At 74.6% G+C, this 26827-nt stretch carries 24 protein-coding genes; 11 read left to right on the top strand and 13 right to left on the bottom strand.

Going from position 1 to position 26827, the window contains the following annotated elements; all coding sequences use genetic code 11:
- Positions 1 to 137: 137 nt before the first annotated feature.
- From V4Y03_RS07095 to V4Y03_RS07085, 3 genes are read right to left on the bottom strand one after another with little or no spacing between them, the layout of a single operon-like run.
- Positions 138 to 824: a response regulator transcription factor gene (locus V4Y03_RS07095; RefSeq protein WP_332434367.1), complete on the bottom strand. Its 687-nt coding sequence runs from the start codon at positions 822 to 824 to the stop codon at positions 138 to 140.
- Positions 821 to 2062, bottom strand: a complete 1242-nt coding sequence (locus tag V4Y03_RS07090; RefSeq protein ID WP_332434366.1) for a sensor histidine kinase — start codon at positions 2060 to 2062, stop codon at positions 821 to 823. The genes V4Y03_RS07095 and V4Y03_RS07090 overlap by 4 nt, the downstream gene beginning before the upstream one ends.
- Positions 2059 to 3057, bottom strand: a complete 999-nt coding sequence (locus V4Y03_RS07085; protein ID WP_332434365.1) for a hypothetical protein — start codon at positions 3055 to 3057, stop codon at positions 2059 to 2061. The genes V4Y03_RS07090 and V4Y03_RS07085 overlap by 4 nt, the downstream gene beginning before the upstream one ends.
- 174 nt (positions 3058 to 3231) lie before the next feature.
- Between V4Y03_RS07085 and V4Y03_RS07080 the strand changes: the two genes are divergently transcribed.
- Positions 3232 to 3729: a cupin domain-containing protein gene (locus tag V4Y03_RS07080; RefSeq protein ID WP_332434364.1), complete on the top strand. Its 498-nt coding sequence runs from the start codon at positions 3232 to 3234 to the stop codon at positions 3727 to 3729.
- 8 nt (positions 3730 to 3737) lie between these two features.
- Here V4Y03_RS07080 and V4Y03_RS07075 read toward each other — a convergent pair whose 3' ends face one another.
- On the bottom strand, positions 3738 to 4508 hold the full coding sequence (locus V4Y03_RS07075) for an IclR family transcriptional regulator (RefSeq protein ID WP_317875588.1): 771 nt from the start codon (positions 4506 to 4508) through the stop codon (positions 3738 to 3740).
- A 203-nt stretch (positions 4509 to 4711) separates the two neighbouring features.
- Here V4Y03_RS07075 and V4Y03_RS07070 point away from each other — a divergent pair, with 203 nt between their 5' ends.
- Positions 4712 to 6226 carry an aldehyde dehydrogenase (NADP(+)) gene (locus V4Y03_RS07070; RefSeq protein WP_332434363.1) on the top strand — a complete coding sequence of 505 codons (1515 nt, stop codon included), beginning with the start codon at positions 4712 to 4714 and terminating at the stop codon, positions 6224 to 6226.
- Between the two features lie 57 nt (positions 6227 to 6283).
- Here the strand turns inward: V4Y03_RS07070 and V4Y03_RS07065 are convergent, their stop codons facing one another.
- Positions 6284 to 7300, bottom strand: a complete 1017-nt coding sequence (locus tag V4Y03_RS07065; RefSeq protein ID WP_332434362.1) for a zinc-dependent alcohol dehydrogenase family protein — start codon at positions 7298 to 7300, stop codon at positions 6284 to 6286.
- A 125-nt stretch (positions 7301 to 7425) separates the two neighbouring features.
- On the opposite strand from V4Y03_RS07065, the gene V4Y03_RS07060 reads away from it, so the two are divergent.
- From V4Y03_RS07060 to V4Y03_RS07045, 4 genes are all read left to right on the top strand, one after another.
- A complete protein-coding gene (locus V4Y03_RS07060) occupies positions 7426 to 8340 on the top strand; it encodes an AraC family transcriptional regulator (RefSeq protein ID WP_332434361.1) in 915 nt (304 codons plus the stop codon).
- A 57-nt stretch (positions 8341 to 8397) separates the two neighbouring features.
- A complete protein-coding gene (locus tag V4Y03_RS07055) occupies positions 8398 to 8874 on the top strand; it encodes a GNAT family N-acetyltransferase (protein WP_317875592.1) in 477 nt (158 codons plus the stop codon).
- A 64-nt stretch (positions 8875 to 8938) separates the two neighbouring features.
- Positions 8939 to 9646: a DsbA family oxidoreductase gene (locus tag V4Y03_RS07050; RefSeq protein WP_332434360.1), complete on the top strand. Its 708-nt coding sequence runs from the start codon at positions 8939 to 8941 to the stop codon at positions 9644 to 9646.
- A gap of 122 nt (positions 9647 to 9768) precedes the next feature.
- Positions 9769 to 10827 carry an aminotransferase class V-fold PLP-dependent enzyme gene (locus V4Y03_RS07045; protein ID WP_332434359.1) on the top strand — a complete coding sequence of 353 codons (1059 nt, stop codon included), beginning with the start codon at positions 9769 to 9771 and terminating at the stop codon, positions 10825 to 10827.
- Positions 10828 to 10930: 103 nt separating this feature from the next.
- Here V4Y03_RS07045 and V4Y03_RS07040 read toward each other — a convergent pair whose 3' ends face one another.
- On the bottom strand, positions 10931 to 11464 hold the full coding sequence (locus V4Y03_RS07040) for a MarR family winged helix-turn-helix transcriptional regulator (RefSeq protein ID WP_332434358.1): 534 nt from the start codon (positions 11462 to 11464) through the stop codon (positions 10931 to 10933).
- A gap of 115 nt (positions 11465 to 11579) precedes the next feature.
- Here V4Y03_RS07040 and V4Y03_RS07035 point away from each other — a divergent pair, with 115 nt between their 5' ends.
- A complete protein-coding gene (locus tag V4Y03_RS07035; RefSeq protein ID WP_332434357.1) occupies positions 11580 to 12650 on the top strand; it encodes an alkene reductase in 1071 nt (356 codons plus the stop codon).
- Between the two features lie 65 nt (positions 12651 to 12715).
- Here the strand turns inward: V4Y03_RS07035 and V4Y03_RS07030 are convergent, their stop codons facing one another.
- Positions 12716 to 13813, bottom strand: a complete 1098-nt coding sequence (locus V4Y03_RS07030; protein ID WP_332437123.1) for a pyridoxal-phosphate-dependent aminotransferase family protein — start codon at positions 13811 to 13813, stop codon at positions 12716 to 12718.
- 227 nt (positions 13814 to 14040) lie between these two features.
- Here V4Y03_RS07030 and V4Y03_RS07025 point away from each other — a divergent pair, with 227 nt between their 5' ends.
- Entirely contained in the window at positions 14041 to 14736 is a 696-nt protein-coding gene (locus V4Y03_RS07025; RefSeq protein WP_332434356.1) for a hypothetical protein, read from the top strand.
- A 52-nt stretch (positions 14737 to 14788) separates the two neighbouring features.
- On the top strand, positions 14789 to 15874 hold the full coding sequence (locus tag V4Y03_RS07020) for an amidohydrolase family protein (protein ID WP_332434355.1): 1086 nt from the start codon (positions 14789 to 14791) through the stop codon (positions 15872 to 15874).
- Between the two features lie 25 nt (positions 15875 to 15899).
- On the opposite strand, the gene V4Y03_RS07015 is transcribed toward V4Y03_RS07020, so the two are convergent.
- Both V4Y03_RS07015 and V4Y03_RS07010 read right to left on the bottom strand, forming a co-directional pair.
- Positions 15900 to 16463: a GNAT family N-acetyltransferase gene (locus tag V4Y03_RS07015; RefSeq protein WP_332434354.1), complete on the bottom strand. Its 564-nt coding sequence runs from the start codon at positions 16461 to 16463 to the stop codon at positions 15900 to 15902.
- On the bottom strand, positions 16460 to 18673 hold the full coding sequence (locus tag V4Y03_RS07010) for a penicillin acylase family protein (protein ID WP_332437122.1): 2214 nt from the start codon (positions 18671 to 18673) through the stop codon (positions 16460 to 16462). Before V4Y03_RS07010 ends, V4Y03_RS07015 begins: the two co-directional genes overlap by 4 nt.
- A gap of 404 nt (positions 18674 to 19077) precedes the next feature.
- Between V4Y03_RS07010 and V4Y03_RS07005 the strand changes: the two genes are divergently transcribed.
- Complete coding sequence (locus V4Y03_RS07005; RefSeq protein ID WP_332434353.1) at positions 19078 to 20073, top strand: SCO1860 family LAETG-anchored protein; 996 nt, start codon at positions 19078 to 19080, stop codon at positions 20071 to 20073.
- Between the two features lie 175 nt (positions 20074 to 20248).
- Here the strand turns inward: V4Y03_RS07005 and cobC are convergent, their stop codons facing one another.
- On the bottom strand, positions 20249 to 21895 hold the full coding sequence (gene cobC / locus V4Y03_RS07000; protein ID WP_332434352.1) for an Rv2231c family pyridoxal phosphate-dependent protein CobC: 1647 nt from the start codon (positions 21893 to 21895) through the stop codon (positions 20249 to 20251).
- 21 nt (positions 21896 to 21916) lie between these two features.
- Between cobC and V4Y03_RS06995 the strand changes: the two genes are divergently transcribed.
- Positions 21917 to 22645 carry a ZIP family metal transporter gene (locus V4Y03_RS06995; protein WP_332434351.1) on the top strand — a complete coding sequence of 243 codons (729 nt, stop codon included), beginning with the start codon at positions 21917 to 21919 and terminating at the stop codon, positions 22643 to 22645.
- A gap of 2 nt (positions 22646 to 22647) precedes the next feature.
- Here V4Y03_RS06995 and V4Y03_RS06990 read toward each other — a convergent pair whose 3' ends face one another.
- From V4Y03_RS06990 to V4Y03_RS06980, 3 genes are read right to left on the bottom strand one after another with little or no spacing between them, the layout of a single operon-like run.
- Positions 22648 to 24075, bottom strand: coding sequence for a cobyrinate a,c-diamide synthase (locus V4Y03_RS06990; protein WP_332434350.1), 1428 nt, complete (start codon positions 24073 to 24075; stop codon positions 22648 to 22650).
- Positions 24069 to 24677, bottom strand: a complete 609-nt coding sequence (cobO, locus tag V4Y03_RS06985) for a cob(I)yrinic acid a,c-diamide adenosyltransferase (protein ID WP_332434349.1) — start codon at positions 24675 to 24677, stop codon at positions 24069 to 24071. Before cobO ends, V4Y03_RS06990 begins: the two co-directional genes overlap by 7 nt.
- Positions 24677 to 26788 carry a putative cobaltochelatase gene (locus V4Y03_RS06980; RefSeq protein ID WP_332434348.1) on the bottom strand — a complete coding sequence of 704 codons (2112 nt, stop codon included), beginning with the start codon at positions 26786 to 26788 and terminating at the stop codon, positions 24677 to 24679. Before V4Y03_RS06980 ends, cobO begins: the two co-directional genes overlap by 1 nt.
- Positions 26789 to 26827 lie beyond the last annotated feature (39 nt).

Here is a 26827-nt window from a genome sequence, read left to right as displayed (position 1 = left end):
TCAGGGGATCTTCATGTCGGAGACACCCGCCGGCCGGTGTCCCGGAGCCGGTCGGCCGGGTCCGGTCCGGCGGGGTCCGATCCGGCATCTCCTGCCTCCGTCGCCCCGACCCCCGCCCCCGTCGCCCGGCCCCCCCCTCACCCCGCCCGCACGAACCCCGACTCGTACGCCAGGATCACCGCCTGCGTGCGGTCCCTGGCGCCCGATTTCGCCAGCACCGCCGCCACGTGCGTCTTCACCGTCGCCGCGCCCACGCCCATCCGGCCCGCGATCTCCGCGTTCGTCAGGCCCGTCGCCACCAGGCGCAGCACCTCCGCCTCCCGTTCGGTGAGCCGCGCCACCCACGGCGGCGCCGCCGGAGCCCGGTGGCGGGCGTGCTCGGCGGCCAGGCCCCGGACCGCCGCCGGGTAGAGCAGCGAATCGCTCCGCGCGACCAGCCGGACCGCGCCCACGAGCTCCTCGGCCGCCGCCCGCTTCAGCAGGAACCCGGCCGCGCCGACGCGCAGCGCGTCGTACACGTACGCGTCGTTCTCGAAGGTGGTCACCACCACGATCCGGGGCGGCTCCGCCATCCCCGCGAGGATCTGCTCGGTGGCCCGGATGCCGTCGATCTCCGGCATCCGTACGTCCATGAGGACGACGTCGGGCCGCTCGGCCCGCACCACCGACACCGCCTCGGCGCCGGTGGACGCCTCGCCGACGACCCGCAGGCCGGGCTCCGCGTCCAGGATGACCCGCAGGGCCGTCCGCACCATCCGCTCGTCGTCGGCGACGACCACCCTGATCACGGCCCCGGCCGTATCCGCGCTCACCCGCGCGCTCATCGGGGGATCCTCGCCGTGAGGCGCCACACGCCGTCCGCCGGGCCCGCCCCGGCGGCGCCGCCGAGCAGCCGGGCCCGCTCCGCGATCCCGTGCAGCCCGCGCCCGCCGCCGGGGCGGGTGACCGGGGGACGGTCGGGCAGGGGGTTCTCCATGGTGATCTCCAACTCCTCGGTACGTGCGTCGAGCCGTACGGTGACGGGCGCGCCGCCCGCGTGCCGGGCCGCGTTCGTCAGCCCCTCCTGGACGATCCGGTATGCCTCGCGGGACACCGTCTGCGGTACGGGGGCGAGGTCGCCGGTCACGGTCAGCGCCACTCCCGGCCCCGCGCCCCGCACCAGCGCCGCCAGGGCGTCGAGCCCCGGGCCGACGCCCTCCTCGGCCCCCTCGCCGCGCCGCAGCAGGCCGAGCACCCAGTCCAGCTCGCCGACCGTGCGCCGCGTGGTCTCCTCGATCGCCGTCAGCGCCTCCCGTACGAACTCCAGGTCCGCCCCTTCGCCGCCGTCCAGGACCCGGCGGGCCGCGCCCGCCTGGAGGGTGACCGCGCTCAGCGCGTGACCGACCGAGTCGTGCAGCTCCCGGGCCAGCCGGTTGCGGGACTCGGCCTCCGCCGCGCGCCGCTCGGCCGCCGCGAGCCGGTCCGCCGGGCTCGGCCCGAGCAGCCGGGGCGCCTGCCGGGCCAGCAGCGCCCCGGTCGCGGCGACCACGGCGACGAGCGCGAGCAGCATCAGGAGTCCCGCCGGGAGCGCCGCCCAGCCCCACCCGGGCCGGTCGAGTCCCCAGAACGCGCCGAGCTCCGAATCCCGCAGCGACGGCGAGAACGGCAGCGCGAGCACCGCCGCCGCGAACGGCGGCAGGGCCAGGGTCGCCCCGCTGATCAGCGCCCCCGCGCCCAGATGCAGCGTGAACCAGCCGGCCGTCCGGGCCTTCGCCTCCCGGCCCCGCGCCGGGCCGTCCGCGAACCGGTCCGCCGGCACCCCGCAGAGCGCCCGCGCCGCCGCCACCGACATCGGCCGGGCCAGCGGGAACAGCGCGGTCACCGCGACGAGCGGCAGCGCCACCCCGTACGCCCCGAGCTGCACCCCGAGCCCGCCGGTGAACATCCCGCCCTCGTCGAGCAGCGGCCCCATGACCAGGGTGCCGACCATCCAGTACGGCATGAACAGCGCGCCGCCCACGATCAGATGGAGCCAGCGGCGTCTGGCCCGCTGCCCGAGCAGGGCGGTCGCGAACCGTCTCACGCCCCGGCGCTCCGCCGCCGCAGGAACAGCGCCACGCAGGCGGCGAGCAGGAACCCGGTGATCATGTCGCCAGCGTAGGACAGCTGGACGAGCCCGGGGACGTGCTTGCTCGGATCCGGCTCCGGCAGCAGCGCGACGAGCGACATGTAGGCGCCCCAGCAGCCGACGGCGGCCGAGGCCGTCCAGGCCAGGGCGAGCGTGGTGCGGACCCGGAGCCCGGCGGGCCTGCGCAGGACCAGGAAGAGGGTGAGGACGACGGCGAGGGCGAGGAAGCCGAGCCGCTCGGCCTCCAGGACGTAGAAGTCGGCGTCGCGTTCGGCGATGCGGCGGGCGGACAGGCCCGTGGTCGAGCCGGCCGCCCACAGCAGATGGAGTACGGCGGGTACGAGCGCGGCCACCGCGCCGGCCAGGGCGAGGGCCCGCGCACCGGGCCCGGACGTACGGGCGGACAGCTCGCCGAGCCGGCCCCGCCAGAGGCCGCCCCAGCGGTCCCGGGCGTACAGGACGAAGAGGGTGCCGAGGGCGAGGCCCTGGAGGATGAACCCGCTGTAGACGACGCCGAAGACCCAGTCGTCGAGGAAGGGTTCGCGGGGCGCGGCGGCCTGCTCGTCGCCGGTGAGCAGGGCGACCGCGAGCTGCGCCGGGTAGCCGGTCATGATCGGGGTGAGCAGCCCGGTCGCCGCCCACATGGGGAGGGCGAGCAGCCAGGCGGGGAACCGTCTGCCCCAGGCCTGGGTGAGCAGCAGGGCGAGGACCATGACGAGGACGTCGGCGATCACCGAGACCGAGTTGGCGATCACCATCATCTCCCGGCGCTCCAGGAGCGCGCTTCCGGCCGGGATGCCGAGCTCGCCGCCCGCCACCCAGACGACCTTGAGCGAGATGTACGGGAGGCAGGCGAGGATCGCGAGGGCGCGCAGCGCCCGGCGGGCGGGGCTCGGGCGGTGATCGGGGGCGGCGGGCGCCGGGGCCGTGGGAGGCGCGGTCTGTGTCATGGCTCCACGCTCCCGCGCGGGCCCCGCCCGCCACCTCCTGCCGAGCGGTGAACCGCCTCCGCCGCACGGGGGAGACGGCCTCCTCCCCGCTGTCACCCGAAGCCGGATTGACCCATGAATCAGATGATCGATTGACCCTGTCTCGCGGGTCAATGGCTCTCTAAAGTAGTGATCATGAACGAGATCGAGACCTTCGCCCCGCTCCTCACCCGCGCCGCCACCGCCGAGACCACGGCCGACCCCAGCAGCGTGATGACCCTTCTCGCCGACTCCGGCACCACCGGCGGACAGCTCACCAGCTACCGGTCCTCCTTCGCGAAGGGCGCGGTCGGGGCCCCGGCCCACTTCCACACCAAGGCCTCGGAGATGTTCTTCGTGCTCGGCGGCTCGCTCCAGGTCCTGGTGGACGAGGAGCTGACCGTCCTTGAGCAGGGCGACTTCCTGCTCGTCCCGCCGCACACCCCGCACGCCTTCGCGGCGGCGCCCGGCGCCGAGGCCGACGTCCTCTTCGTCTTCACGCCGGGCATGGCCCGCTTCGACTACCTGCGCCTGCTCGGCCGGGTCATGCGGGGCGAGGCGGGCTTCGAGGAGATCAAGGCCTCCTCGGAGCAGTACGACAACCACTACGTGGACAGCCCGGTCTGGCAGAAGGCCCTCGCCGACCGCGCCTGATCACGCGATCAGAGGCGGCGGGTCGCCAGCGTCAGCCGGTCCCGCGCGTCGAAGAGCGCGTCCTTGATCATCTGCTCGTGGGCCGGGGTCAGCCGGGCCACCGGCACCGAGCAGCTGATGGCGTCCCGCGCCGGGGTCCGGTAGGGGATCGCGACGCCGAAGCAGCGCAGCCCGAGCGTGTTCTCCTCGCGGTCCACCGAGAGGCCCTGCTCGCGGATGACCCGCAGCTCCTCGATGAGCTCCTCGCGGTCGGTGATCGTGTGCTCGGTCAGCGCCGGAAGGGTCTCCGGGAGCAGTTTGCGCACCTGCTCGTCGGTGTGGGTGGCCAGCAGCGCCTTGCCGAGCGAGGTCGAGTGCGCGGGCAGCCGGCGCCCGACCCGGGTGAACGGCCGCAGATAGTGCTGGGACTGACGGGTCGCCAGGTAGACCACGTTGGTGCCGTCGAGCCGCGCCAGGTGGATGGTCTCGGTGGTGTCGTCGGAGAGCCGGTCCAGGGTGGGCCGGGAGGCGGCCACCACCTCGTCGCCGTCGATGTACGAGGTGCCGACGAGCAGCGCCCGCACCCCGATGCCGTACCGGGTGCCGGTCGCGTCGGTCTCCACCCAGCCCAGCTCGACCAGGGTGCGCAGCAGCATGTACAGGCTGGACTTGGGGTAGCCCACGGCCTCCTGGACGGCGGCGAGCGAGTGCATCCCGGGGCGCCCGGCGAAGTACTCGAGCAGCTCCACGGTCCGCACCGCGGACTTCACCTGCGCTCCGCCCGCGTCGGCAGTCGCCATGACCCTCGCCCCTTTTCGTCGTCCGGTCGCCGGTGGTCCGGCCGTCCCCGCGTCCGTCCGCCCGCTCGCTCGCTCGTATGGTCGTCCCGTGGCCACCTGGCCGAAGGGGCCCCTTGTGGAGACGGTCGCGCCGTCCCTAGAGTCCCGTACAGATGTGTTCATCTACGAGAACAGCGTTCAGAATAGCGAACAGGGGCGTAGCGGTGGCGGCAGAACCAGTGTGGAGTGTGGACCCCCGGACGGGGAAGCCGCGTGAGCAGGTCGCGGTGGAGGCCACGGCCGAGGACGTGGACCGGTCCGTAAGGGCCGCCCACGAGGTCCGCGAGAGCCTCGCCGACCGGACCGTGCGGGCCGCCTTCCTCCGTACCGCGGCCGACCTCCTCGACGGGGCGCACGAGCAGATCGTGGCGACCGCCGACGCCGAGACCGCCCTCGGGCCGGTCCGGCTCACCGGCGAACTCGCCCGTACCACCGCACAGTTGCGGGCCTTCGCCGAGGTGGTCGAGGCGGGCTCCTTCCTCGACATCCGGATCGACCTGCCCGATCCCGGGGCCACCCCGCCCCGGCCCGACATGCGCCGCTGGAAGATCCCGCTGGGCGTCGTCGCCGTCTACGCCGCCAGCAACTTCCCGCTCGCCTTCTCCGTCCCCGGCGGCGACACCGCCAGCGCCCTCGCGGCCGGCTGCCCCGTGGTGATCAAGGCCCACCCGGACCACCCGGCGACCTCCGAACTCTGCGCCGGACTGCTGCGCGGGGCCGCCGCCAAGGCCGGCCTCCCCGAGGACGTCGTCGTCCTCGTCCACGGCTTCGACGCGGGCGTGGAACTCGTCCGCCACCCGCTCGTCGCGGCGGCCGGCTTCACCGGTTCGGTACGCGGCGGGCGGGCCCTCTTCGACGCGGCGGCGGCCCGCCCCGCCCCGATCCCCTTCCACGGCGAACTCGGCTCCCTCAACCCGGTCGTGCTCACCCCGGCCGCCGTCGAGGAGCGCGCCGAGGAGATCGGTGCCGGTCTCGCCGGCTCCATGACCCTGGGCGCGGGCCAGTTCTGCACCAAGCCCGGCTTCGTCCTCGCCCCCTCGGGAGAGGCGGGCGACCGCTTCCTCGACGCGCTCGCCGCCGGGGTCGCCGCGACCGGCCCCGCCGTGCTGCTCGACCACCGGATGCGCGAGGCCTTCGTCGCCGGGGTCGCCGCACGCGCCGCGCTCGCGGGGGTACGCGCCCCCGTGGCCCCCGGCGCGGGCGACGCCCACACGGTCGGCGCGGGAGTCCTCGTCGTCGACGCCGCGCGACTCACCGGAAGCGAGGGCGGGAGCGGCGACCACCACCTCCTCCTGGAGGAGTGCTTCGGCCCCGTCACCGTCGTCGCCCGCTACGACTCCCGGGCACAGGTCACCGAGGTCCTCGCCGGGCTGCCCGGCAACCTCACCGCCACCCTGCACATCGCCGACGCGGCCGACGACGAGGACGCGGCACCGTTCCTCGCCGCGCTCACGCCTCTCGCGGGCCGCGTCCTCGTCAACGGCTGGCCCACCGGAGTCGCCGTCGCCGCCGCCCAGCACCACGGCGGCCCCTACCCGGCCACCACCTCCACCTCCACCTCGGTCGGGGCGACCGCGATCGAGCGCTGGCTGCGCCCGGTCACGTACCAGTCGACCCCCGCCCGGCTCCTCCCGCCGGAACTCCGCGACGGCAACCCCCTGGGCCTGCCCCGCCGCTGAGTCCCAGGGCCTGTCGTCACACTCCCGTCTGCCCCGCGACGCCTGGCACGACAGGCCCTACGAGCCGACGCGCACCACGATCTTCCCGAAGTGCGTGTTCGACTCCATCAGCCGATGGGCGTCGGCGATCCGCTCCAGACCCTCGAAGGTCTCGGCGATCACCGGCGCCAGCGAGCCGTCGCGCAGCCCGGAGCCGATGTATCCGGCCGCGCGGCGGCGCCCCTCCGCCGTCCGGGCGAGCGCCCCGTTGGCGTACGTGTGCACCGTCTGCGGCCAGTTCGACGAGAGGGCCACCGGGCGCGGGTCGAGCCAGCCGTACAGCACGGCCGTGCCGCCGCGCCGCAGCGCGTCCCCGAGCCGGGCGAAGCCGGGCCCGCCGATCGGGTCGAACACCAGGTCCGCGCCCGCCCCGCCGGTGATCCGCCGCACCTCCTCGGTCAGGTCCTCGGTGTCCGTCGCCACCACATGCGGCGCCCCCAGCTCCCGCAGCAGCCTCCGCTTGCCCTCGCCGCGGGTGGCGGCGATCGGTACCGCCCCGGCCCGCAGTGCGATCTGGACGGCGGCGGTCCCCACCCCGCTCGACGCCCCCGTGATCACCACATGGTCACCGGCACCGAGTCCGCCGGTCAGCACCATCCCGCCGTAGGCCGTGAAGTACGTCAGCCAGACCGCCGCCGCCGTCACCGCGTCCACCCCCTCGGGCCGGGCCACCAGGTACTCCTCCGGCAGCACCACCCGCTCCGCGTACACCCCGTGCACCCCGAAGTCGAAGTTGGCCGCCGCCATCACCGGATCACCCGGCGCGTACGCGGTGACCCCCGTGCCGACCGCCTCGACGGTCCCCGCGGCCTCGTAGCCGAGCCGAGAACCCGGCAGCGTGGGCTGATAGTGGTAGTCGCCCGCGCGGAACATCGCCTCGGCGCGGTTGAGCCCGATCGCCTCCACCCGTACGAGCACCTCGCCCGGCCCGGGTTCCGGCAGCGGCACCTCCGCCACCGTCAGCACCTCGGGCCCGCCGAGCTCATGGAAGAGAACCGCCCTGGTCGTCCTGCCTGTTGCCGTATGCGTCGTCATGCCATCGACGGTAGGAGGACTGGTCGAGACGATCCATATCCCTGTGACTCTCTCCGATGTCCGATCGTCTCGCCGGACCCGACGAGGGGTGCGGTGCCGGGAAGCGTGAGGAGTACGGTGCCGGGATGGACGTACTGAGCGATGCCGTCGCCGCCATGCGCGCCGGGCGCCCCCACTCCTCCCGCACCGTCCGCTTCGCGCCCTGGGGCATCCGCTTCCCCGCGAGCAAGGGCGCCGGATTCCACGTCGTCCTCCAGGGCACCGCCTGGCTGCTGCCCCCGGACGACGCGGCCCCCGTCCGGCTCGGCCCCGGCGATGTCGTCCTCCTCGCCCACGGCACCGGCCACGGCCTCGCCGACCGGCCCGACACCCCGCTCGTCGACGCCCTGGCCGCCCCCGACGGCTCCTGGCCCACCCCGCCCGACCGGGGCCCGATCGGCAGGGCGGAGACCCTGCTGCTGTGCGGGGCGTACCAGCTCAGCCGTGCCCGCGCCCACCCGCTGCTCGCCGAGCTGCCCCCGTACGTCCACCTCCCCGCCCGGGTCGGCGCCCACCCCCGGCTGCGCGCCGCCGTCGACCTGCTCGGTGCCGAACTCGCCGAACCCCAGCCGGGATCCGACGCGGTCGTGCCCGCGCTGCTCGACACCCTGCTCCTCTACCTGCTGCGCACCTGGTGGCTCACCGAACGCGCCGACCGGTCCACCGGCTGGTCCGCCGCCCTCGCCGACCCGGTGGTCGCCGGGGCCCTCCGCGCCCTGCACGACGACCCCGCGCGGACCTGGACGGTCGAGGAACTCGGCGCGCTCGGCGGCCTCTCCCGTGCCGCCTTCGCCCGCCGGTTCACCGGCCTGGTCGGCCGCTCGCCCCTCGCGTACCTCACCTGGTGGCGGATGACGACGGCGGGCCGACTGCTCCGCTCCGACGACCTCCCGCTCCGCACGATCGCCCAACGCTCCGGCTACTCCTCGGAGTTCGCCTTCGCCAAGGCCTTCAAGCGGGAGTACGGGATGGCCCCGGGCCAGTACCGCAGGAGTGCCTAGGGCCTGTCGTCGAACCCCCGCGCAACCGTTCCCGGTTCTCCCGCGTCATGAGGATGCATGATCCGACTCGCCACCGCCGACGACCTCGACGCCGTCGTCGCCCTCCACACCGAGGCCCGCGCCACCTACTACCGGGGCCACCTCCCCGACGCCGACTTCCTCGGTCCCGAGGAGGTCGCACGCTCCCGGGCCGGCTGGGCCGCCGCCGTCGGCCGGGGGACCGTGCTCTGCGCGGTACGGGACGGCGAGGTCGCGGGCATCGCCGCCTACGGGGAGCGCGAGGGGGTCATGCACCTCACCCAGCTCCACGTCCTCCCCGCCCGCTGGCGCGCCGGCGTCGGCGGTGAGCTGCACGCCGCCTGCGTCGGGATCTGGCGCGCCGCCGGGGTCGCCACCGCTCGCCTGGAGGTCTTCGACAGGAACGAACGGGCCCAGGCCTTCTACGCGGCCCACGGCTGGACCCCCGATCCCGAGAACCCCCGCGACGGCGACCACCTCGTGCTCCGGCTCACACTGGGGCCCGAAACGGAATGATCCGGACCGGCGGAGGCGTTGCCCCGGAGTACACCGCCACCGCCGAACCCCGGAGAGAAGTCACATGCGCGTCGAGATCTGGAGCGACATCGCCTGCCCCTGGTGCTACATCGGCAAGGCACGCTTCGAGAAGGGGCTCGCGGCCTTCGCCCACCGCGACGACGTCGAGGTCGTGCACCGCTCCTTCGAGCTCGACCCGAACAGCCCCAAGGGTGACCGCGCCCCCGTCCTGGACATGCTGGCGAAGAAGTACGGCCGCACCCTCGACGAGGCCCGCGCCATGGAGGCGCACGTCGCCTCCAACGCGCACTCCGAGGGCCTCGGCTACCTGACCGACGGCCGCGACCACGGCAACACCTTCGACATCCACCGGCTGCTCCACCTCGCCAAGGCGCACGGCCGCCAGAGCGAGCTGCTCGACCTGGCCTACCGCGCCAACTTCGCCGAGGAGCGCTCCGTCTTCGACGCGGAGACCCTGGTGGCGCTCGGCGTCGAGGCCGGCCTCGACGAGACCGAGGTCAGGGCCGTCCTCGCCGACCCCTCCGCCTACGCCGAGGCCGTCCGCGAGGACGAGCGCGAGGCCGCCGAACTCGGCGCCAACGGCGTGCCGTTCTTCGTCCTCGACCGCCGCTACGGAATCTCCGGCGGCCAGCCCGCCGAGGTCTTCACCCAGGCCCTCGAACAGGCCTGGCAGGGCCGGGTCCTCCAGCCCGTCGGCGAGGACGCGGCGGTCTGCGGCCCGGACGGCGCCTGCGAGGTCCCGCAGGCCTGACCGAACGGCCTGTGTGACGTCTGACCTGCACAGAGTCTGACCTGCACGGATAAGCGCGGCTTGGGTCCCCCCACGGTCGAATCACCATTGACGGGTGATCGTGGGGAACCCAGGGTGGGGACATGGATTCCCTTGACCAGCCGCTCGGCGGCGCCGAGTTCGCGCCCAAGAAGACCTACCTGAACACCTCCACGTGCGGGCTGCTGCCCCGCCGGACCGTCGACGCGGTCACCCTCCTCGCGGAGGAGACCGCCGACGGCCGTGCCGAAGGCGCCGGGGACTTCGCGGTCGTCGAGGAGGCCCGCGCCGCCTTCGGCCGCCTGGTGGGCGTCCCGCACGAGCGGGTCGCCGTCGGCAGCTCGGTCGCCGTGCACTGCGGGATGATCGCCCAGTCGATGCCCGCCGGGTCCGAGATCCTCTTCCCCGAGGGCGACTTCTCCTCCGTCATCACCCCCTTCACGGTCCGGGGCGACCTCAAGACCCGGTTCGTGCCCCTGGAGCAGCTCGCCGAGTCCGTCCGCCCGGAGACCGCGCTCGTCGCCTTCTCGGCCGTGCAGTCGGCGGACGGCCGTACGGCCGACCTGGCGGCGATACGGGCCGCGGCGGCCGCCCACGGCGCCCGCACTCTCCTCGACGCCACGCAGTCGGCCGGCTGGCTGCCGCTGCGCGCGGGGGAGTGGGACTACACGGTCGCCGGCGGCTACAAGTACCTGCTCTGCCCGCGCGGGGCGTCCTTCCTCACCGTCACCGAGGAGGCGCAGGACTCGCTGCTCGCGATCCACGCCAACTGGGTCACCGGGGAGGAGCTGTGGGTGAACAGCTACGGCCCGGTCCGCGAACTGGCCCGCTCCGCACGCCGCTTCGACGAGCCCGCGGCCTTCCTCTCGTACCACGGGGCGGCCCGCTCGCTCGCCCTCCTCGAGGAGATCGGCATCGAGCGGATCGAGGCCCACGACAAGGGGCTCGCGGCCCGCTTCCGCTCCGGACTCCTCGCCCTCGGCCACGCGCCGGTCATGGACGACTCGACCGTCGTCGCCGTCCCGGGTCTCGGGGACCGCGCCGACGCGCTGCGCGAGGCCGGCGTCCTGCTCTCGGCCCGCGCGGGCAACCTGCGGGCCTCGTTCCACCTGTACAACACGGCCGCGGACGTGGACCGGGCCCTGGACGCCCTGGCGGGCTGAGCCCCGTACCGGTCCTGCGGGGGTACGTACGCGCCGGGGCGTCCGTACCCCCGGAGCGCCCCGCTCGGCGCCGCGCGCCGGGATCCGTGCCCGTACCCCCGTCTCAGCAGCGGTCCGGCGGTGCCGGGCACTCGGCCCCCTCGCCCGCCTCCTCGCGCAGGTTGTCCGCCACCAGTCCGAGGAGCCGGGCCAGTTCCGTCCGGTCGGCCGGGCCGAGCCCGTCGAGGGACAGCGCCTCCAGGTCCTTCCATACGCCCTCGACGCCGGCGCGCAGCGCCCGTCCCTCGTCCGTCGCCTCGACCAGGACCGCGCGGCGGTCGGCCGGGTCGGGGCCACGGCGGACGTGGCCGCACTGTTCGAGGCGCTGGAGCATCTTCGTCACCGTCGAGGCGTCGAGGCCCAGGGACTGGATCAGCTCGGACTGGCGGACCGGCCCGCAGTCCCAGAGCCGCATCATCATCATCTCCTGGCCCGGGTAGAGGCCGAGCTCCTTGAGCCGCCGCCCGGCGGCGATCCGGTGCATGCGGGCCACCGTCGCCAGGGCGATGCTGACGGGCCCGAAGCGGGCGGCCGACGGCGCTCCCTCCGGGCGGGCGGGCGGCACCGACTCGGTACAGACGGGGTCGGTTCCTGACATGCGGACTCCTCGGGACGGCTCTTGCCCACAAGATTACCTTGGTCGGCCAATGAATGGGTTACAGTGACAACGGCCCGATTAGTTGGCCGACCACATATTCATGTGAGGGACAGCCGTGACCACTGCATTCGACCCCATCGACCTCGCCGGAACACGTCTCGCCAACCGCATCGCGATGGCCCCCATGACCCGCAGCCGGGCCAACGGCGAGGACGGCACCCCTCCGGCGATCGTCGCCGAGTACTACGCCCAGCGCGCCTCCGCCGGGCTGATCATCAGCGAGGGCGTCCAGCCGGTGCCCGAGGGTCAGGGCTACCCCAACACCCCCGGCCTCCACAGCCGTGAGCAGATCGCCGCCTGGCGCGAGGTCACCACCGCCGTCCACGAGCGCGGCGGCCGGATCTTCGCCCAGCTCATGCACTCCGGACGGATCGGCCACCCCGACCTCCTCGACGGCGACCTCCACCCCGTCGGCCCCTCGCCCGTCGCCGCCGTCGGCCAGGTCTACACCCACGAGGGCCCCAAGGACTTCGTCACCCCGCGCGAGCTGACCTCCGACCAGGTGCACGAGGGCGTCGCCGGCTTCGCCTCCGCCGCCCGCAACGCCGTCGAGGCCGGCTTCGACGGCGTCGAGATCCACGGCGCCAACGGCTACCTCATCCAGCAGTTCCTGGCCACCGGCTCCAACCACCGCACCGACGAGTGGGGCGGCCCGGTCGAGAACCGCATCCGCCTCGCCGTCGAGGTCGTGAAGGCCGTCGCCGCCGAGATCGGCCCCGAGCGCACCGGACTGCGCATCTCCCCGGCCAACACCCTCAACGACATCAGCGAGACCGACACCGAGGAGACCTACACCCGGCTCCTCACCGCGATCGAGCCCGTCGGCATCGCCTACCTCCACGTCCTGGAGACCGGCCCCGAGCGCCGCCCGCTCGTCCTCGACCTGCGCAAGCGGTTCGCCGGCACCTTCATCCTCAACCCGTCCACCGGCGCCGACCCGACCGGCGCCGAGTCCCTGGCCCTGATCGAGGACGGCATCACCGACCTCGTCGCCTACGGCAGGCTCTTCATCGCCAACCCCGACCTGCCCGCCCGCCTGGCCGCCGACGGCCCCTACGCCACCCCGAACCCCGCCAACATGTACTCCGGCGGCGCCGAGGGCTACATCGACTACCCGGCGCTGTAGTCCCGGGTACGGAGAAGGGGCGGGGGCCCGGACGACCGGACCCCCGCCCCTCCCCGTACGACCCGCTACCAGGCCTCGGTGACCGCCCGGCGTGCCCCCTCCAGGTCCACCGTCCGGCCCGACTCGCCGAGCGCCGCGCCCAGCGCCGCCAGCGAGGACTGCACGGCGCCCGGCGTCGCGTCCACCCCGTAGTGGTTGACCCGGATCATCTCCTTGGACAGCGCACCGCCGCCCGCGATCAGCGGCAGCGACGGATCGGCGGAGAGCGCCTTCGCGACCAGCTCCGAGGCGTCCACCCCGGCCGGCGCGCGCAGCGTCGTCGCCACCGGGGCCGCGTCCCGCGCCTCGTACACATACGGCTCCAGACCGCCGCCCAGCGCCAGCGCCCCCGCCCGGGTCGCCGCCGCCGCCGAGGCGTGCCGCGCCATCAGCGCGTCCAGACCCTCCGACTCGATCCGCTCCACACACGCTTCGAGAGCCAGCATCTCCAGCTGCGCGGGCGCGTGCAGCAGCGCCTTGCGGCCACCGTCGATCCAGCGCTCCTTCCAGTCCAGGAGGGAGAGGTACGAGCGGCGCGGGGCGGCCGGGTTGGCCGCGAACCGCTCCCAGGCGCGGGCGCTCACCGACACCGCCGACACCCCGGCGGGCCCGCCCATCGCCTTCTGCGCGCCGATGATGCACATGTCCACGCCCCACGCGTCCGGCAGCACCGGCTCCGCGCCGATCGAGGCCACCGCGTCCAGGTAGAACAGCGCGCCGTGCGCCCGTACGACCTCACCGATCTCCGCCACCGGGTTGGTGTTGCCGGTCGCCGCCTCCGCGTGCACCAGCGACACGAAGTCGATCTCCGGGTGCGCGGCGAGCGCCTGCTCCACCTGCGCGGCCGTCACCGCCGCGTGGAAGGGCACCTCCAGGTCGACCACGGTCGCGCCGCAGTCCCGCAGCCAGTTGCCGAAGGTCTGCCCGTACGGTCCCGTGACCACGTTCAGCGCGGTCGACCCCGCCCGCGCCCCACTGCGGATGCAGCCCTCCAGGGGAAGCAGCGCCTCGCCCTGGGTGATCACCACGTCCTGCTCCGTGGAGAGCAGCGCGGCCACCCGCCGCTCGATCGACGCGAAATGCGCGGCGGTCAGCGGGGCCAGGTCCAGGAGCGGATGTGTCACGGTCACGGCGGTGCCTTCTTCGACTCGGTGCGGTGCGGGCGGAACTCCGGATCAGGGTACCGAGGCACCCCCGGGGCGCCCTTGGCCCACCTGTACAAATGGGATCTTCGTTTCCCGTGCAACCGTCATGGGACATCAGCTGTCCAACAGGGCGACGGACCGGGCACGGGCCCCGTCCGGCGCACCCCCGCAGCCGCCCGGAACCCTCCGAATCCAGGAGCAGCTCCATGCGCAAGCACCGTTCCGCGGCCCTCGCCGCGGCGACCCTCCTCCTTCTCACCGGCGCCGGGATCGTGACCGCGCCCGCCGCCTGGGCCGGGGTGCCGGGCAGCACCCGCGCCGACGACCGCAACTGCGACTTCGACGGCGACGGCTTCGACGACGTCCTCGTCGGGGCGCCCGGCGCCGCCGTCGGCGGACAGCGGGGCGCGGGCCTCGTCACCGTCCAGTACGGCTCCCCGGACGGCATCGACACCCGCGCCGCCACCGTCATCAGCCAGAACACCCCCGGGGTGCCCGGCGGCGCCGAGGCCGGCGACGGCTACGACGACGCCGTCATAGGCGCCCCCGGCGAGGACATCGGCACCGTCGCCGACGCCGGCATGGTCACCCTCCTGCGCGGCACGGCCCGGGGCCTGACCGGCACCGGCTCCGCCTCCTGGACGCAGAACTCCCCGTCCGTACCGGGCGTGGTGGAGAAGGGCGACAAGTTCGGCGGCCAGGTCCGGCTGGTCGACCCCGACGCCGACGGCCGCTTCGGCCTCCTCACCGCCGCGCCCGGCGAGGACACCGGCGACGGCTGCGTCTGGGTCTTCTCGGCGGGCAGGGGCGGACTCACCGCCACCGGCTCGTGGACCGTCAACGCCGGCACCTTCGGCGGCCCGGCCCTCGACGCCCGCTACGGGGCCGCGATCGACGAGTGACCCCCCCCGATCGGGGGTCCCGGCCCGGCACCCGCCCTCGTACAGTGCAGACATGAGCGATCACACGGTGCTGCACGTGAAGGGGCGGGTGCTCGTCGGCCCCGAGGACGTACGGGACGAACTGTGGTGCGTCGACGGGCGGATCACCTTCGACCGGCCCGCCGCCGAGGCGGTCACCGTCGAGGGCTGGGTGCTGCCCGGACTCGTCGACGCCCACTGCCATGTCGGCCTCGACCGGCACGGCCCCGTCGACGAGACCACCAGCGAGAAGCAGGCCCTCACCGACCGGGACGCGGGCACCCTGCTCATCCGCGACGCGGGCTCGCCGTCCGACACCCGCTGGATCGACGACCGCGAGGACCTGCCGAAGATCATCCGCGCAGGCCGGCACATCGCCCGCACCCGGCGCTACATCCGCAACTACGCCCATGAGATCGAGCCCGCCGACCTCGTGGCGTACGTCGGCCGCGAGGCCCGGCGCGGCGACGGCTGGGTCAAGCTCGTCGGCGACTGGATCGACCGCGAGGCGGGCGACCTCACGGCCTGCTGGCCGCGCGCCGAGGTCGAGGCGGCCATCGCGGAGGCGCACCGGCTCGGCGCCCGCGTCACCGCGCACTGCTTCGCGGAGGACTCGCTCCGCGACCTCGTCGAGGCGGGCATCGACTGCGTCGAGCACGCCACCGGCCTCACCGAGGACACCATCCCGCTCTTCGCCGAGCGGGGTGTCGCCATCGTCCCCACCCTGGTGAACATCGCGACCTTCCCGCACCTCGCGGACGGCGGCGAGGAGAAGTTCCCCCGCTGGTCGGCGCACATGCGCAGGCTGCACGAGCGGCGCTACGACACCGTCCGCGCCGCCTTCGACGCGGGCGTCCCCGTCTTCGTCGGCACCGACGCGGGCGGCTCCCTCGCCCACGGGCTCGTCGCCGAGGAGGTCGAGGAGCTGACCCGGGCGGGCATCCCGCCGGTCGACGCGCTCGCGGCCACCGCGTGGGGGGCCAGGGCCTGGCTGGGCCGCCCCTCCCTGGAGGAGGGCGCCCCGGCCGACCTCGTCGTCTACGGCGAGGACCCGCGCGCGGACGTCCGCGTCCTGGCGGCGCCGCGCAGGGTCGTCGTGAACGGGCGGGTGGTGGGCTGAGGGCCGATGCGGTCCCGTCGGCGGCTCAGCGCCGGGTCAGGAACGCGAGCCGTGCCTTCTTCTCCGGGATGAAGACCTCCGGCAGGTCCACCTCCGGCAGTACGACCTCCGGGCCCGCCTCGAACCCGGCCCGCAGCATGCGGGCGACCGCCTTCTCGTTGGCGGCGTCCGGATCGACCACGATCCGGCTGTGGTCCCGCAGCGAGAAGGCGATCAGCGCCGAGAGCAGCCCGCCGGTGTACCCGGGCCGAGGGGCCGCGCCCGGGGCGACCAGCAGATGCACGCCGATGTCCCCGGGCAGCACCTCGTAGCACTCGCCGACCCGGTCGGCCCCGGGGTCGTACGTCTGGAAGAGGGCCACGGGCTCGTCGTCCAGGCTCACCAGGAAGCCGTCGTGGGTGGTGAGCGAGTCGAGGTGCGCGTAGACGTCCCGGACCTGCCCGACGGTGGTCCCGAGCATGCCCCAGAAGCGGGAGCGCTCCTCGTTGACCCAGCGGTGCAGCAGGGGCGCGTCGAGGTCGGGCTCGACCGGCCGGACCGTGACGGTGCCGAGTTCCTCGACGTGGTGGACGTAGACGGCGGTGGTCATCCCTGCTCCTTGGTGAGGTACTGCCAGTCGGTGGTGACGGGGGCGAGCTCGCCCCGCAGCCACAGGGGGAGTTGGTCGAGGTGGTGCGGGTCGCCGGGGACTCCGGACGCGCCGAACGGCACGATCCAGCGGCTCCGCCCCCGGTCGGCGAGGTCCCAGACGTAACGGGCGGCGGAGGCGCGGGCGCTGAGGTCGGTCCAGCCGGGCACGCTGGACGTGGACAGCACGCAGTCGTGGTCCCCGCCGAGCCCCGGCCGGTAGGCGTCGTCGGGGTCGCGCAGCGCCTGCCAGGGCGCGAGCCGGTGCGTCACGCCCCAGGCGGCGGGTGGCTCTCCCGCCGCGACCTCGTCGAGCGCCTCGCGCACGGTCCGGTCGACGTCCGCGGCGGGCACGGGGCCGGCCACGAGCAGCGTCTCCAGGGCGAAGGCGACACGCGGCCCGAGCGCCAGCCAGGGCCGGAACAGGGCGGGGTACGGGGCGGGTTCGCGCAGCGCCGCGAAGGCCTCGTGCCCGGCGAGCCTGCGCACCACCGCCCCGCGCACGGCGGCGTAGAGACCGGCGTCGGCGCTCTCGGCGTCCATCCGCCGGTCCCAGGCGAGCAGCCGGTCCCGTACGGCCGAGGCGGCGGGGGAGAGGACCGAAGCCCGCTCCACGGCGGCGAGGAGCCGGGCCGCCGAGGGGTTGTCGGTGTCGGTGTGGACGGCGGCCGTCGACTCGGGGGTCCAGTCGGCCGAGGCGCCGAGCAGCGCGTCGATCCGGTCCGCCCGGTGCGGCGGCGCGAACTCGACGCCGAGGGGCGCGGCCAGCCCCCGGGCGTTCGCCATCACGGCGTGGCCGTCGACGTCGGCGCGGGGCAGCGGCGCGGGGGCGTCCTCCCAGGCGTGCGCAGGGTCCCAGGCGGGCACGAGACGCAGGGAGTTGGACCGGTGCCGTACGGGTACGTGGCCGGCCACCCGGTGCAGCAGACCGCCCCGGGTGTCGGCGGCCTGGACGACGTTCACGGGCTCGACCCAGCCGTCGAGCGCGGCGTCCACGTCCCCGACGGTCCGGGCGCGGAGCAGCGCGGGCAGCACACCGAAACCGAGCGCGGAGGTGACGCGGGGCGGGTACCGCAGACTGACGGCCTCCAGGACGGGGGAGTGACCGACGGCCGAGGCCGCAGCCGACCTGTCCCCGTGGGTGTCCCCGGGACCGCCCCCGGACCTGTCCCCGTGGGTGTCCCCGGGACCGCCCCCGGACCTGTCCCCGTGGGTGTTTCCGGGACCGCCCCCGCCGTCGCCGTCGTCCTCCTCCGCCCCGCCGATGATCACCGGCCCCCGGTCCGTCTCCACCACCTCGATCACGACCGGCTCCCCGCCCGCGACCTCGATCGTCTCCGTGTGGGCCGTGGCCCGGCGCCAGCCCTCGGGGCCGTACGCCTCCACCCCGCCGTCCGGGAGCCGCCGCAGCCGCTCCCGGTACAGGTCCTGGTAGTCCGCCATCGCGTTGGTGATGGCCCAGGCCACCGGGCCGGTGTGGCCGAAGTGCGCGAGTCCGGGGACGCCGGGCACGGCGAGGCCCACCACGTCGTACGCGGGGCAGGCGAGGCGGATCTGCTGGTAGGCGCCGGGCGCCTCGATGAACCGGTGCGGGTCCCCGGCGACAAGCGCCGCCCCGCTCGCGGTCCGCCCGCCGGCGACCACCCAGCCGTTGGAGCCGGCGGTGCCGGGCCCGTCGGTCGCGAAGAGCTCGGTCCACTCCTCGCCCAGCCGCCGGGCGACCTCCTCGCGCCACAGCTTGGTGGGGAAGCCGGCGAACAGGATGTGCGTGGACAGCCAGACGGCGAGCGGGGTCCACGGTTCCCACCGTCCGGCCGTGAGGCCGGTCGCGGCGAACTCGGGTGCGCGCCGCGCCCCTTCCGCGAGCCCGTCGTTGACCCCGTCCACGTACGCGCGCACCCACGCGGCCGTCGGGGCGTCCTCGCGGGCGAGCCGTTCGTAGCAGCGGCGGGCGGTGTCGGCGAGCCGGGACCGCCGGGCGAACACGTCCCAGTCCAGCTCGGCGGCGCCGAGGAACGTGGCAGTGGCGCCCTGGGCCCGGTGCCGCTCGACCTCCAGCTGCCAGGCCCGGTCGAGGGCGGTGACCCGGCCCTGGGCGAAGGCGAGTTCGTCCGGGTCCGCGGCGCGCAGATGGGGGACGCCCCAGGCGTCCCGGTAGACCTCGATGCTCACGGAGACCCCGATCCCGTCCGTATCGTTCACAAGTTCTTAGGTTAGCCTGACCTAAGTAAATCTACAGGAGTCCGGAGGCGGGATCGCGGCGGGGTCGGTGCGGAGTCGGCGCCGGGTTGACGATCCGTTACTTCGAGATGGAGTGGATCGTTCTCACCTTTCTCATGGGTGCCCATGAATACCCGCGCGTGCGAAAGACGCGGGGCACCCGGGAACGGTTGTGTCGAAAAGAATCGAAAATGAACACGGAAACCCCCCTTTGGGGTGAACTCACGTCAGGCGACTGCCAGTTCACTCTCCGTGCGTAAAGATTCCGGTGTCTCAAGTCGCCGAGGCCGCGCCGACCCACCGTCCCCGTGGTGAGCGGCCGGCGACGCCATGTCTCCTGTGGGGGTTCCACCATCTTGAACAGCAACACCTTCCGCATGCCCGTACGCCGTACCGCCGCCGCCGCGACCGTCGCCGCACTCACCGTCGGCCCCGTCCTCCTCGCGGCGCCGGCGGCGCAGGCCACGGGCGGCGAAGGGCGCGCCACCGCCGTCGTCCTGCGGACCGGCCTCGACATCTCCCTCCTCGGCAAGACGGTCCAGGTGCCGCTGCGGGCCTCCCTCAACGAGGTCAAGGCGCCGGAGACCGAGAGCGCGACCGCGCTCACCGTGAAGGTGCGGGGTGCCGAGGAGGGGAAGCCGATCGACATCCTCGCCGCCGACGTCGCCACCTCGAAGGCCACCGTGGACGAGGAGAAGGCCGAGGGGTACGTGAACCTCGTCAAGGCGCAGGTCCACGTCCCCGGAATCCCGCTGCTCTCCCTCATCGAGGTCGAGAAGGTCACCTCCAAGGCGCTGTGCGAGACCGGGAAGAAGCCCGTCGCCACCTCCAACGTCCTCGGTCACGTGACCGTCTTCGGCAAGAAGACCACCCTCTCCGCGGGTGGCCGGACCCAGGTCACCGTGCCGGGCGTCGGCCAGGTCACCCTGGACCTCTCCCGTACCTCCACCACCTCCCGTACGGCGGCCGCGGCCGCCCTCGAACTCAGGGTGAAGGTCAACCCGCTGGATCTCGGCGTGGCCAAGGTCGACGGCACCGTCACCCTCGCCGAGGCGACCTGCGAGACGCCCGAGGGCACGGCCCCGACCGAGCGGCCCACCGAGCAGCCGACCGGGCAGCCCACGGACCAGCCCAGCGAGCGGCCCTCCGAGCAGCCCACGCAGCAGCCCTCGGCCAAGCCGAGCGACGCCGGCATCAAGACCGACAACGGCGGCACCACGCCCACCGAGAACCTCGCGGAGACCGGCGGCAGCTCCGCCACCTCGTACATCGCGGGCGGGGCGCTCGCCCTCCTCGTGGCCGGCGGCGGCGCCCTCGCGCTGACCCGCTCGCGCGCCCGCTCCCGAGGCTGACGGCCCGAGGGGGACGCGCCGGGGGGCGCCGGAGGGGAAGCAGGGGTCCGGGGAGGGCGGCGGTGACGACGCCGCCCTCCCCGGACCCGCACGCGTTCCCGAAGCGGCCGATCAGTCGCGGGTCGGGGCGGACCCGCGGCCCGTCACCACCCGCCGGCAGCCCACCGGCCCCCGGTCAGCCGCCGATCAGCAGCGCCTGGTCGAGTGCCTGGAGGAAGCGGTTCGTCGTCACCCGGTCCCGGACCGCCAGCCGCAGCCAGTTCCGGCCGAGACCGGGGAAGGTGTCGCCCCGGCGGACCGCGAAGCCCAGCGACCGCAGCCGCTCGCGCACCGCGTCCGCCCCGTCGGTCCGCAGCAGCACGAAGGGGCCCTCCGCCCCCGCCACCGTCCGCACCTCGTCGAACTCCGCCAGACCGGCCAGCAGATGGGCCCGCTCCACACCGATCCGGTGCGCCGCGTGCTCGGCCTCCGCCAGCGCCCCGCGCGACATGCAGGCCTCCGCCGCCACCAGGGCCGGCGTCGACACCGGCCACAGCGGCTGCGCCCGTTCGAGCGCGGCGACCGTCTCCGGCTCCGCCAGCACGTACCCGATCCGCAGCCCGGCGAGCCCCCACGTCTTGGTGAGGCTGCGCAGCACCACCAGCCCCGGCACGTCCGTCCGCCCGGCCAGCGACTCTCGCTCGCCCGGCACCGCGTCCATGAAGGCCTCGTCGACCACCAGGATCCGGCCGGGACGCGCGAGCGCGGTGATCGTGGCGGCGGGATGCAGTACGGAGGTCGGGTTCGTGGGGTTCCCGATCACCACCAGGTCCGCGTCCTCGGGGACCGCCGACGGATCCAGCCGGAACCCGTCCTCCTCGCGCAGCAGCACCCGGCCCACCTCGTGCCCGGCGTCGCGCAGCGCCGCCTCCGGCTCGGTGAACTGCGGATGCACCACGACGGGTCTGCGCACCGGCAGCGCCCGCGCGAGCAGCACGAACGCCTCCGCCGCGCCCGCCGTGAGCAGCACCCGGTTCGGCGGCAGGTCGTGCCGTTCGGCGACGGCCGCCCGCGCGGCCCGGCCGTCGGGGTAGGCCGCGAGCCCGGTGAGGGAGTCGGCGATGCGCTCGCGCAGCCAGTCCGGCGGGGTGTTCGTCCGGACGTTCACCGCCAGATCGATGAGCTTGTCGTCCCGGACCTCGGCGTCACCGTGGTGCCGCAGGTCGTGTGTGTCGCTGTCCGTGTAGGTGTCCATGGCCGCCGTCGTGTGGGGGGTGGGGATGGTGGGGGGTGAGCCGGGCTCGCCAGCGATGTACCCGTGCGCCCGGGGCAACAACCGTACGTCTGGGGCATCTTCGTTCGGTCGAACCGGGACGAAAGCGGCGAGAGCGCACGTTACGCGCCGCGCTTTCCGCTTGGGTACGAGCAGGACGCCCCCGGCCCCCGGACGCGCCGCCCCCTCCGCGGGAAGCCCCGCCCCGACGGGGGGAAGCCCTCCTCCGCCGCACGCCCCCACGTCACGAAGCCCCGCGTCGTCGCACGCCGCGAGCAGCGCCGCCGCCTCCGCCACCGACGGGGTGCCCGTCGCGGCCAGCGGCAGCGCCGACGGATGCGGTACGCGGACGGCCGCCAGCCGCTCGGCCGCGTACCCCCGCACCGGCACGCCCAGCGCCGCCGCCGCCCCCACGACCCCCGGCCCGGCCGCCCGCGCGTCGAGCGTGGCGAGCGAGCGGACGTGAGCGGACGTCAGCCCGGCCTCCCGCAGCACCGCCCCGACCAGGGCCAGCACCTCGTCCGCCGGGACCCCCGGCCGTGCCCCGACGCCGAGGTGCGCGTACGGCACCCCATCCGATACCAAAGGCCCATGGCTGTAGTCGTCGCGCTCGGCGCGTTCCTCATGACGCTCTTCGGCGGCTGGGTCGCGCAGCGCGTCACCGACCGCCGCCATCTCGTCCTCGGCCTGGCCGGCGGACTCATGCTCGGCGTCGTCGGACTCGACCTGCTGCCGGAGGCCCTGGAGGCGGCGGGGAACGACGTCTTCGGAGTCCCCGAGGCACTGCTGCTCTTCGTCGGCGGCTTCCTCCTCGCCCACGCGGTGGAACGCCTCCTCGCCGTACGCCGGGCGGGGCACGGCGTCGGCGCCGACGAGCGGGTCCCCCAGGTCGGGCTGACGGCCGCCGCCGCGATGGTCGGCCACAGCCTCATGGACGGCATCGCGCTCGGCGCCGCCTTCCAGGTCGGCGGCGGCATGGGCGCCACCGTCGCCCTCGCCGTCATCACCCATGACTTCGCGGACGGCTTCAACACGTACACGATCACGAGCCTCTACGGGAACGAGCGCCGCAAGGCCCTCGGGATGCTCGTCGCGGACGCCCTCGCCCCCCTGGTCGGTGCCGCCTCCACCCTGCTGTTCACCCTTCCGGAGGAACTGCTCGGCAGCTATCTCGGATTCTTCGGGGGCGCCCTGCTCTACCTGGCCGCCGCCGAGATTCTGCCGGAGGCCCACCACGACCACCCCGCCCGCTCCACGCTGCTGTGCACGGTGGCCGGCGTGGGCTTCATCTGGCTGGTGGTGGGCCTCTCCGGCAGCTGACCTCACGCGACCGGACCGCCCGCGCAGCGCTGCACGAACCGCGCGGCGGCCTCGGGGAAGCCCGCCCAGTGGGTGTGCACGTAACTGGCGTGCACCCCGCCCCGCACGAAGCCCTCCACCCGCCGCTCCGGCTGCCGCAGCCCCCAGGCGGGGAGGGCCCCGGCCCCCGGCTCGATCACGGTCCGGTGGAACTCGTGGCCCCGCGTCCGCGCCCCGGCGGGCGCGAGCACGCTGTCGTTCACGGCGACGGCGTCCCGGTAGCCGAGGGTGAGGCGCGAGGACATCCGCGCGTCCGCGTCGAGCACGCCGCACATGGGCTTGCCGTCCAGCGACCGCGCCAGGTAGAGCAGCCCGGCGCACTCGGCGGCGATCGGCGCCCCGGACGCGGCGAGCGCCGCCACGGCCTTCCGCAACGGCTCGTTGGCGGACAGTTCGGCCCCGTACACCTCGGGAAACCCACCCCCTATGACGAGCCCGGAAGTCCCCTCGGGCAGCACTTCGTCCCGCAACGGATCGAAGACGACGACCTCGGCCCCGGCGGCCCGCAGCAGCTCGGTGTGCTCGGCATACGAGAAGGTGAAGGCGGCACCTCCGGCGACGGCGACGCGCGGTGTGGGCATACGTTCCGCAGGGGCGATCGGGGTCCCCCCGGACGGAGTCCGGGGGAGGGTGGGCACGCCGGGACCACCGGCGCGCAGCCGCCCGGCAACCTCCGGATCCCAAGCCTCCGCGTGCAACTCCGGCGCACTGCGCGCGAGCGCGAGCAGCGCCTCGAGGTCACACCCGGCCCGCACCTGCTCCGCCTGCGCGGCAACCGCCGCAACCGCCGCCGCCTGCCGCTCCGCAACCGGCACCAACCCCAGATGCCGAGAAGGCGTGGCCACCGCCGGCGCCCGCCGCAGGACACCGAGCACCGGCACCCCCGACTCCCCGAGCGCCTCCCGCAACAGATGCTCGTGCCGGTCGGTCGCGACCTTGTTGAGGATCACGCCCCCGATCCGCACCTCCGGGTCCCAGGACGCGAACCCGTGCACCAGTGCCGCCACCGACCGCGACTGCGAGGACGCGTCGACGACGAGCACCACCGGCGCCTTGAGGAGTTTCGACACCTGCGCGGTGGAGGCCAGTTCGCCCTGGTCGGCGGCGCCGTCGTACAGGCCCATCACCCCCTCGACCACGGCCAGGTCGCAGCCGCGCGCGCCGTGCGCGAAGAGCGGCGCGACCAGCCCCGTACCGCACATGTACGCGTCGAGGTTGCGGCCGGGACGGCCGGTCGCGAGGGCGTGGTAGCCGGGGTCGATGTAGTCGGGGCCGACCTTGTGCGGGGAGACGGCCAGACCACGGCCGGCGAACGCGGCCATCAGACCGGTCGCGACCGTGGTCTTGCCCGCGCCCGAGGAGGGCGCGGCGATGACGAGACGTGCTACCACTCGATGCCCCGCTGGCCCTTCTGACCGGCGTCCATCGGGTGCTTGACCTTGGACATGTCGGTGACGAGATCCGCGAAGTCGACGAGCTCCTGCGGGGCGTTGCGGCCCGTGATGACGACGTGCTGCTGACCCGGGCGGTCGCGCAGCACCTCGACGACCTCCTTGACGTCGATCCAGCCCCAGTGCAGCAGATAGGCGAACTCGTCGAGGACGTAGAACCGGTACTTCTCCTCCGCGAGGTCCCGCTTGACCTGCTCCCAGCCCTCCCGGGCCTTGTCCTCGTGGGACTGCTCGCCCTCGGCGACCTCGCGCTGGATCCAGGACCAGCCCTCGCCCATCTTGTTCCAGGTGACCGTGCCGCCCTTGCCGGTCTCGCCGAGGGCCTTGAGGGCGTTCTCCTCGCCGACCTTCCACTTGGCGGACTTGACGAACTGGAACACCCCGACCGGCCAGCCCTGGTTCCAGGCGCGCAGCGCCATGCCGAACGCGGCGGTCGACTTCCCCTTGCCGACGCCCGTGTGCACCATCACCAGCGCCCGGTTGCGGCGCTGACGGGTGGTGAGACCGTCGTCGGGTACGACGGTCGGCTGTCCCTGCGGCATTAGGCGGCCCTCCTGGTCACGTGTGCTGCTGCCTGTACGTCCTTCACGAGCCCCGCGATCGAGTCGGCGCGCAGCTCGTCCAAGGTGACGGCGGTGCCGCCGAGTTCACGGGCGAGTTCCCGGGCGAGACCGAGCCGCACCGGGCCGGTCTCGCAGTCCACGACGACGGAGGCGGTGCCCTCGGCGGCGTGCAGCCGGGCCGCGCGGGCGGCGAGCGCCACCGGGTCGCCGGCCGCCCGCCCGCCGGTGGCGCGTCCGTCGGTCACGACGACCAGCAGCGGGCGGCGCGAGGGGTCCCGCAGCCGCTCGATCCGCAGCAGGTCGTGGGCCTTGAGGAGGCCTGCCGACAGCGGCGTACGGCCGCCGGTCGGGAGCTGTTCGAGGCGGGCGGCGGCGGCGTCCACGGACGAGGTCGGCGGCAGCGCCACCTCGGCGTCCCGGCCCCGGAAGGTGACCAGGCCGACCTTGTCGCGGCGCTGGTAGGCGTCGAGCAGCAGGGAGAGGACGGCACCCTTGACGGCGCTCATCCGCTGCCGCGCGGCCATCGAACCGGAGGCGTCCACGGCGAAGAGCACGAGGTTGCCCTCCCGTCCCTCCCGTGTCGCCTGCCGCAGGTCGTCCCGGCGCAGGACCAGCCCCGGCCCGGAGCGCCCGCGCGCCCGCTGGTACGGGGCGGCGGCCTGCACGGTCGCCGCCAGGTGCAGCTTGGTCAGCGCGCCCCGGGGGCGTACGGAGCCGGTGGTACGGCCGTGTTCGGTACGGGCCCGGGAGCGGCGCCCGGCCGCCCCCTCGCCGAGACCGGGCACGCTGAGCATCCGCGTACGGAAGGGCTCGGCGGCCTTCACGGCGGCGCGCTCACCGGCACCCGCCCCAGCCCCGGCGTGCTGGGGAGCGGGCTCGGGTGCGGGGGAGTCCTCGGGCACGGAGGTGTCCTCGGGCGCGGGGGAGTTCTCGGCTGCGGGACCGTCGCCCTGCGGCGGAACACCCCCGCCGTCCGGACCGCCACCAGGGCCGCCGTCCCCGGGGCCGCCCCCGTCGGGACCGCCGTCGCCGGGACCGTCGGGCTCGGGCTCGGGGTCCTCGTCCGGCTCCTGGTCCTGGCCCTTGAACTGCTCCAGGGTCTCGTCGAGCTTGTCCTCGTCGATCCCGGGCGCGTCGAAGGGGTTGCGGCGGCGCCGGTGGGGGAGCGCGAGGAGCGCGGCCTGCCGGACGTCCTCGGAGGTCACCTCGGTCCGCCCCGCCCAGGCGGCGAGCGCGGTCGCCGTCCGGGCCATGACGATGTCGGCGCGCATGCCGTCCACCTCGAAGGCGGCGCAGGTCGCGGCGATCTGGAGCAGCGCCGCGTCCCCGAGGGTCACCTGAGGCAGCAACTCCCGGGCGGCGACGATCCGTTCGCGCAGCGCGGTCTCCTCGCCGGCCCAGCGGGCGGCGAAACCGGCCGCGTCGTCCTCGAAGGCGAGCCGCCGCCGGACGACCTCGACGCGCTGCCGCGGGTCGCGTGACGCGGCGACCTCGACGGTCAGCCCGAACCGGTCGAGCAACTGGGGCCGCAGCTCACCCTCCTCGGGGTTCATGGTCCCGACGAGCAGGAAGCGCGCGGCATGCCGTACGGAAACACCCTCGCGCTCGACGTGGGAGGCCCCCATGGCGGCGGCGTCGAGGAGATGGTCGATGAGGTGGTCCGAGAGCAGGTTGACCTCGTCGACGTAGAGGATTCCCCGGTGCGCGGCGGCGAGCAGCCCCGGCTCGAAGGCCTTCACGCCCTCGGCGAGCGCCTTCTCGATGTCGAGCGCGCCGACGAGCCGGTCCTCGGAGGCGCCGACGGGCAGCTCGACCATCCGCGCGGGCCGCTCGGCCCCGGGCGCGTCGTCGTGCGGCCCGTCCGGGCACGCCGGGTCGGGCGAGGCCGGGTCGCAGCTGAACCGGCAGCCCGCGACCACCGGAACGGCGGGCAGGAGTTCGGCGAGCGCGCGGACGGCCGTGGACTTGGCGGTGCCCTTCTCGCCGCGCACGAGAACACCGCCCACCGCGGGACTGACGGCGTTCAGCAGCAGCGCCAGCCGCAGGTCGTCCATGCCGACGACGGCGGTGAACGGATAGCGGGTGCTCATCGGGTGATCGCTCCTTCGCTCGGTGTGTCTGCGGGTCCT

This window comes from Streptomyces sp. P9-A4 (genome assembly GCF_036634195.1).
In the GTDB taxonomy this organism is placed as follows: domain Bacteria; phylum Actinomycetota; class Actinomycetes; order Streptomycetales; family Streptomycetaceae; genus Streptomyces.
The sequence above is the reverse complement of the archived record's forward strand: the minus strand, read 5'-3'. Positions and strand labels throughout refer to the sequence as shown.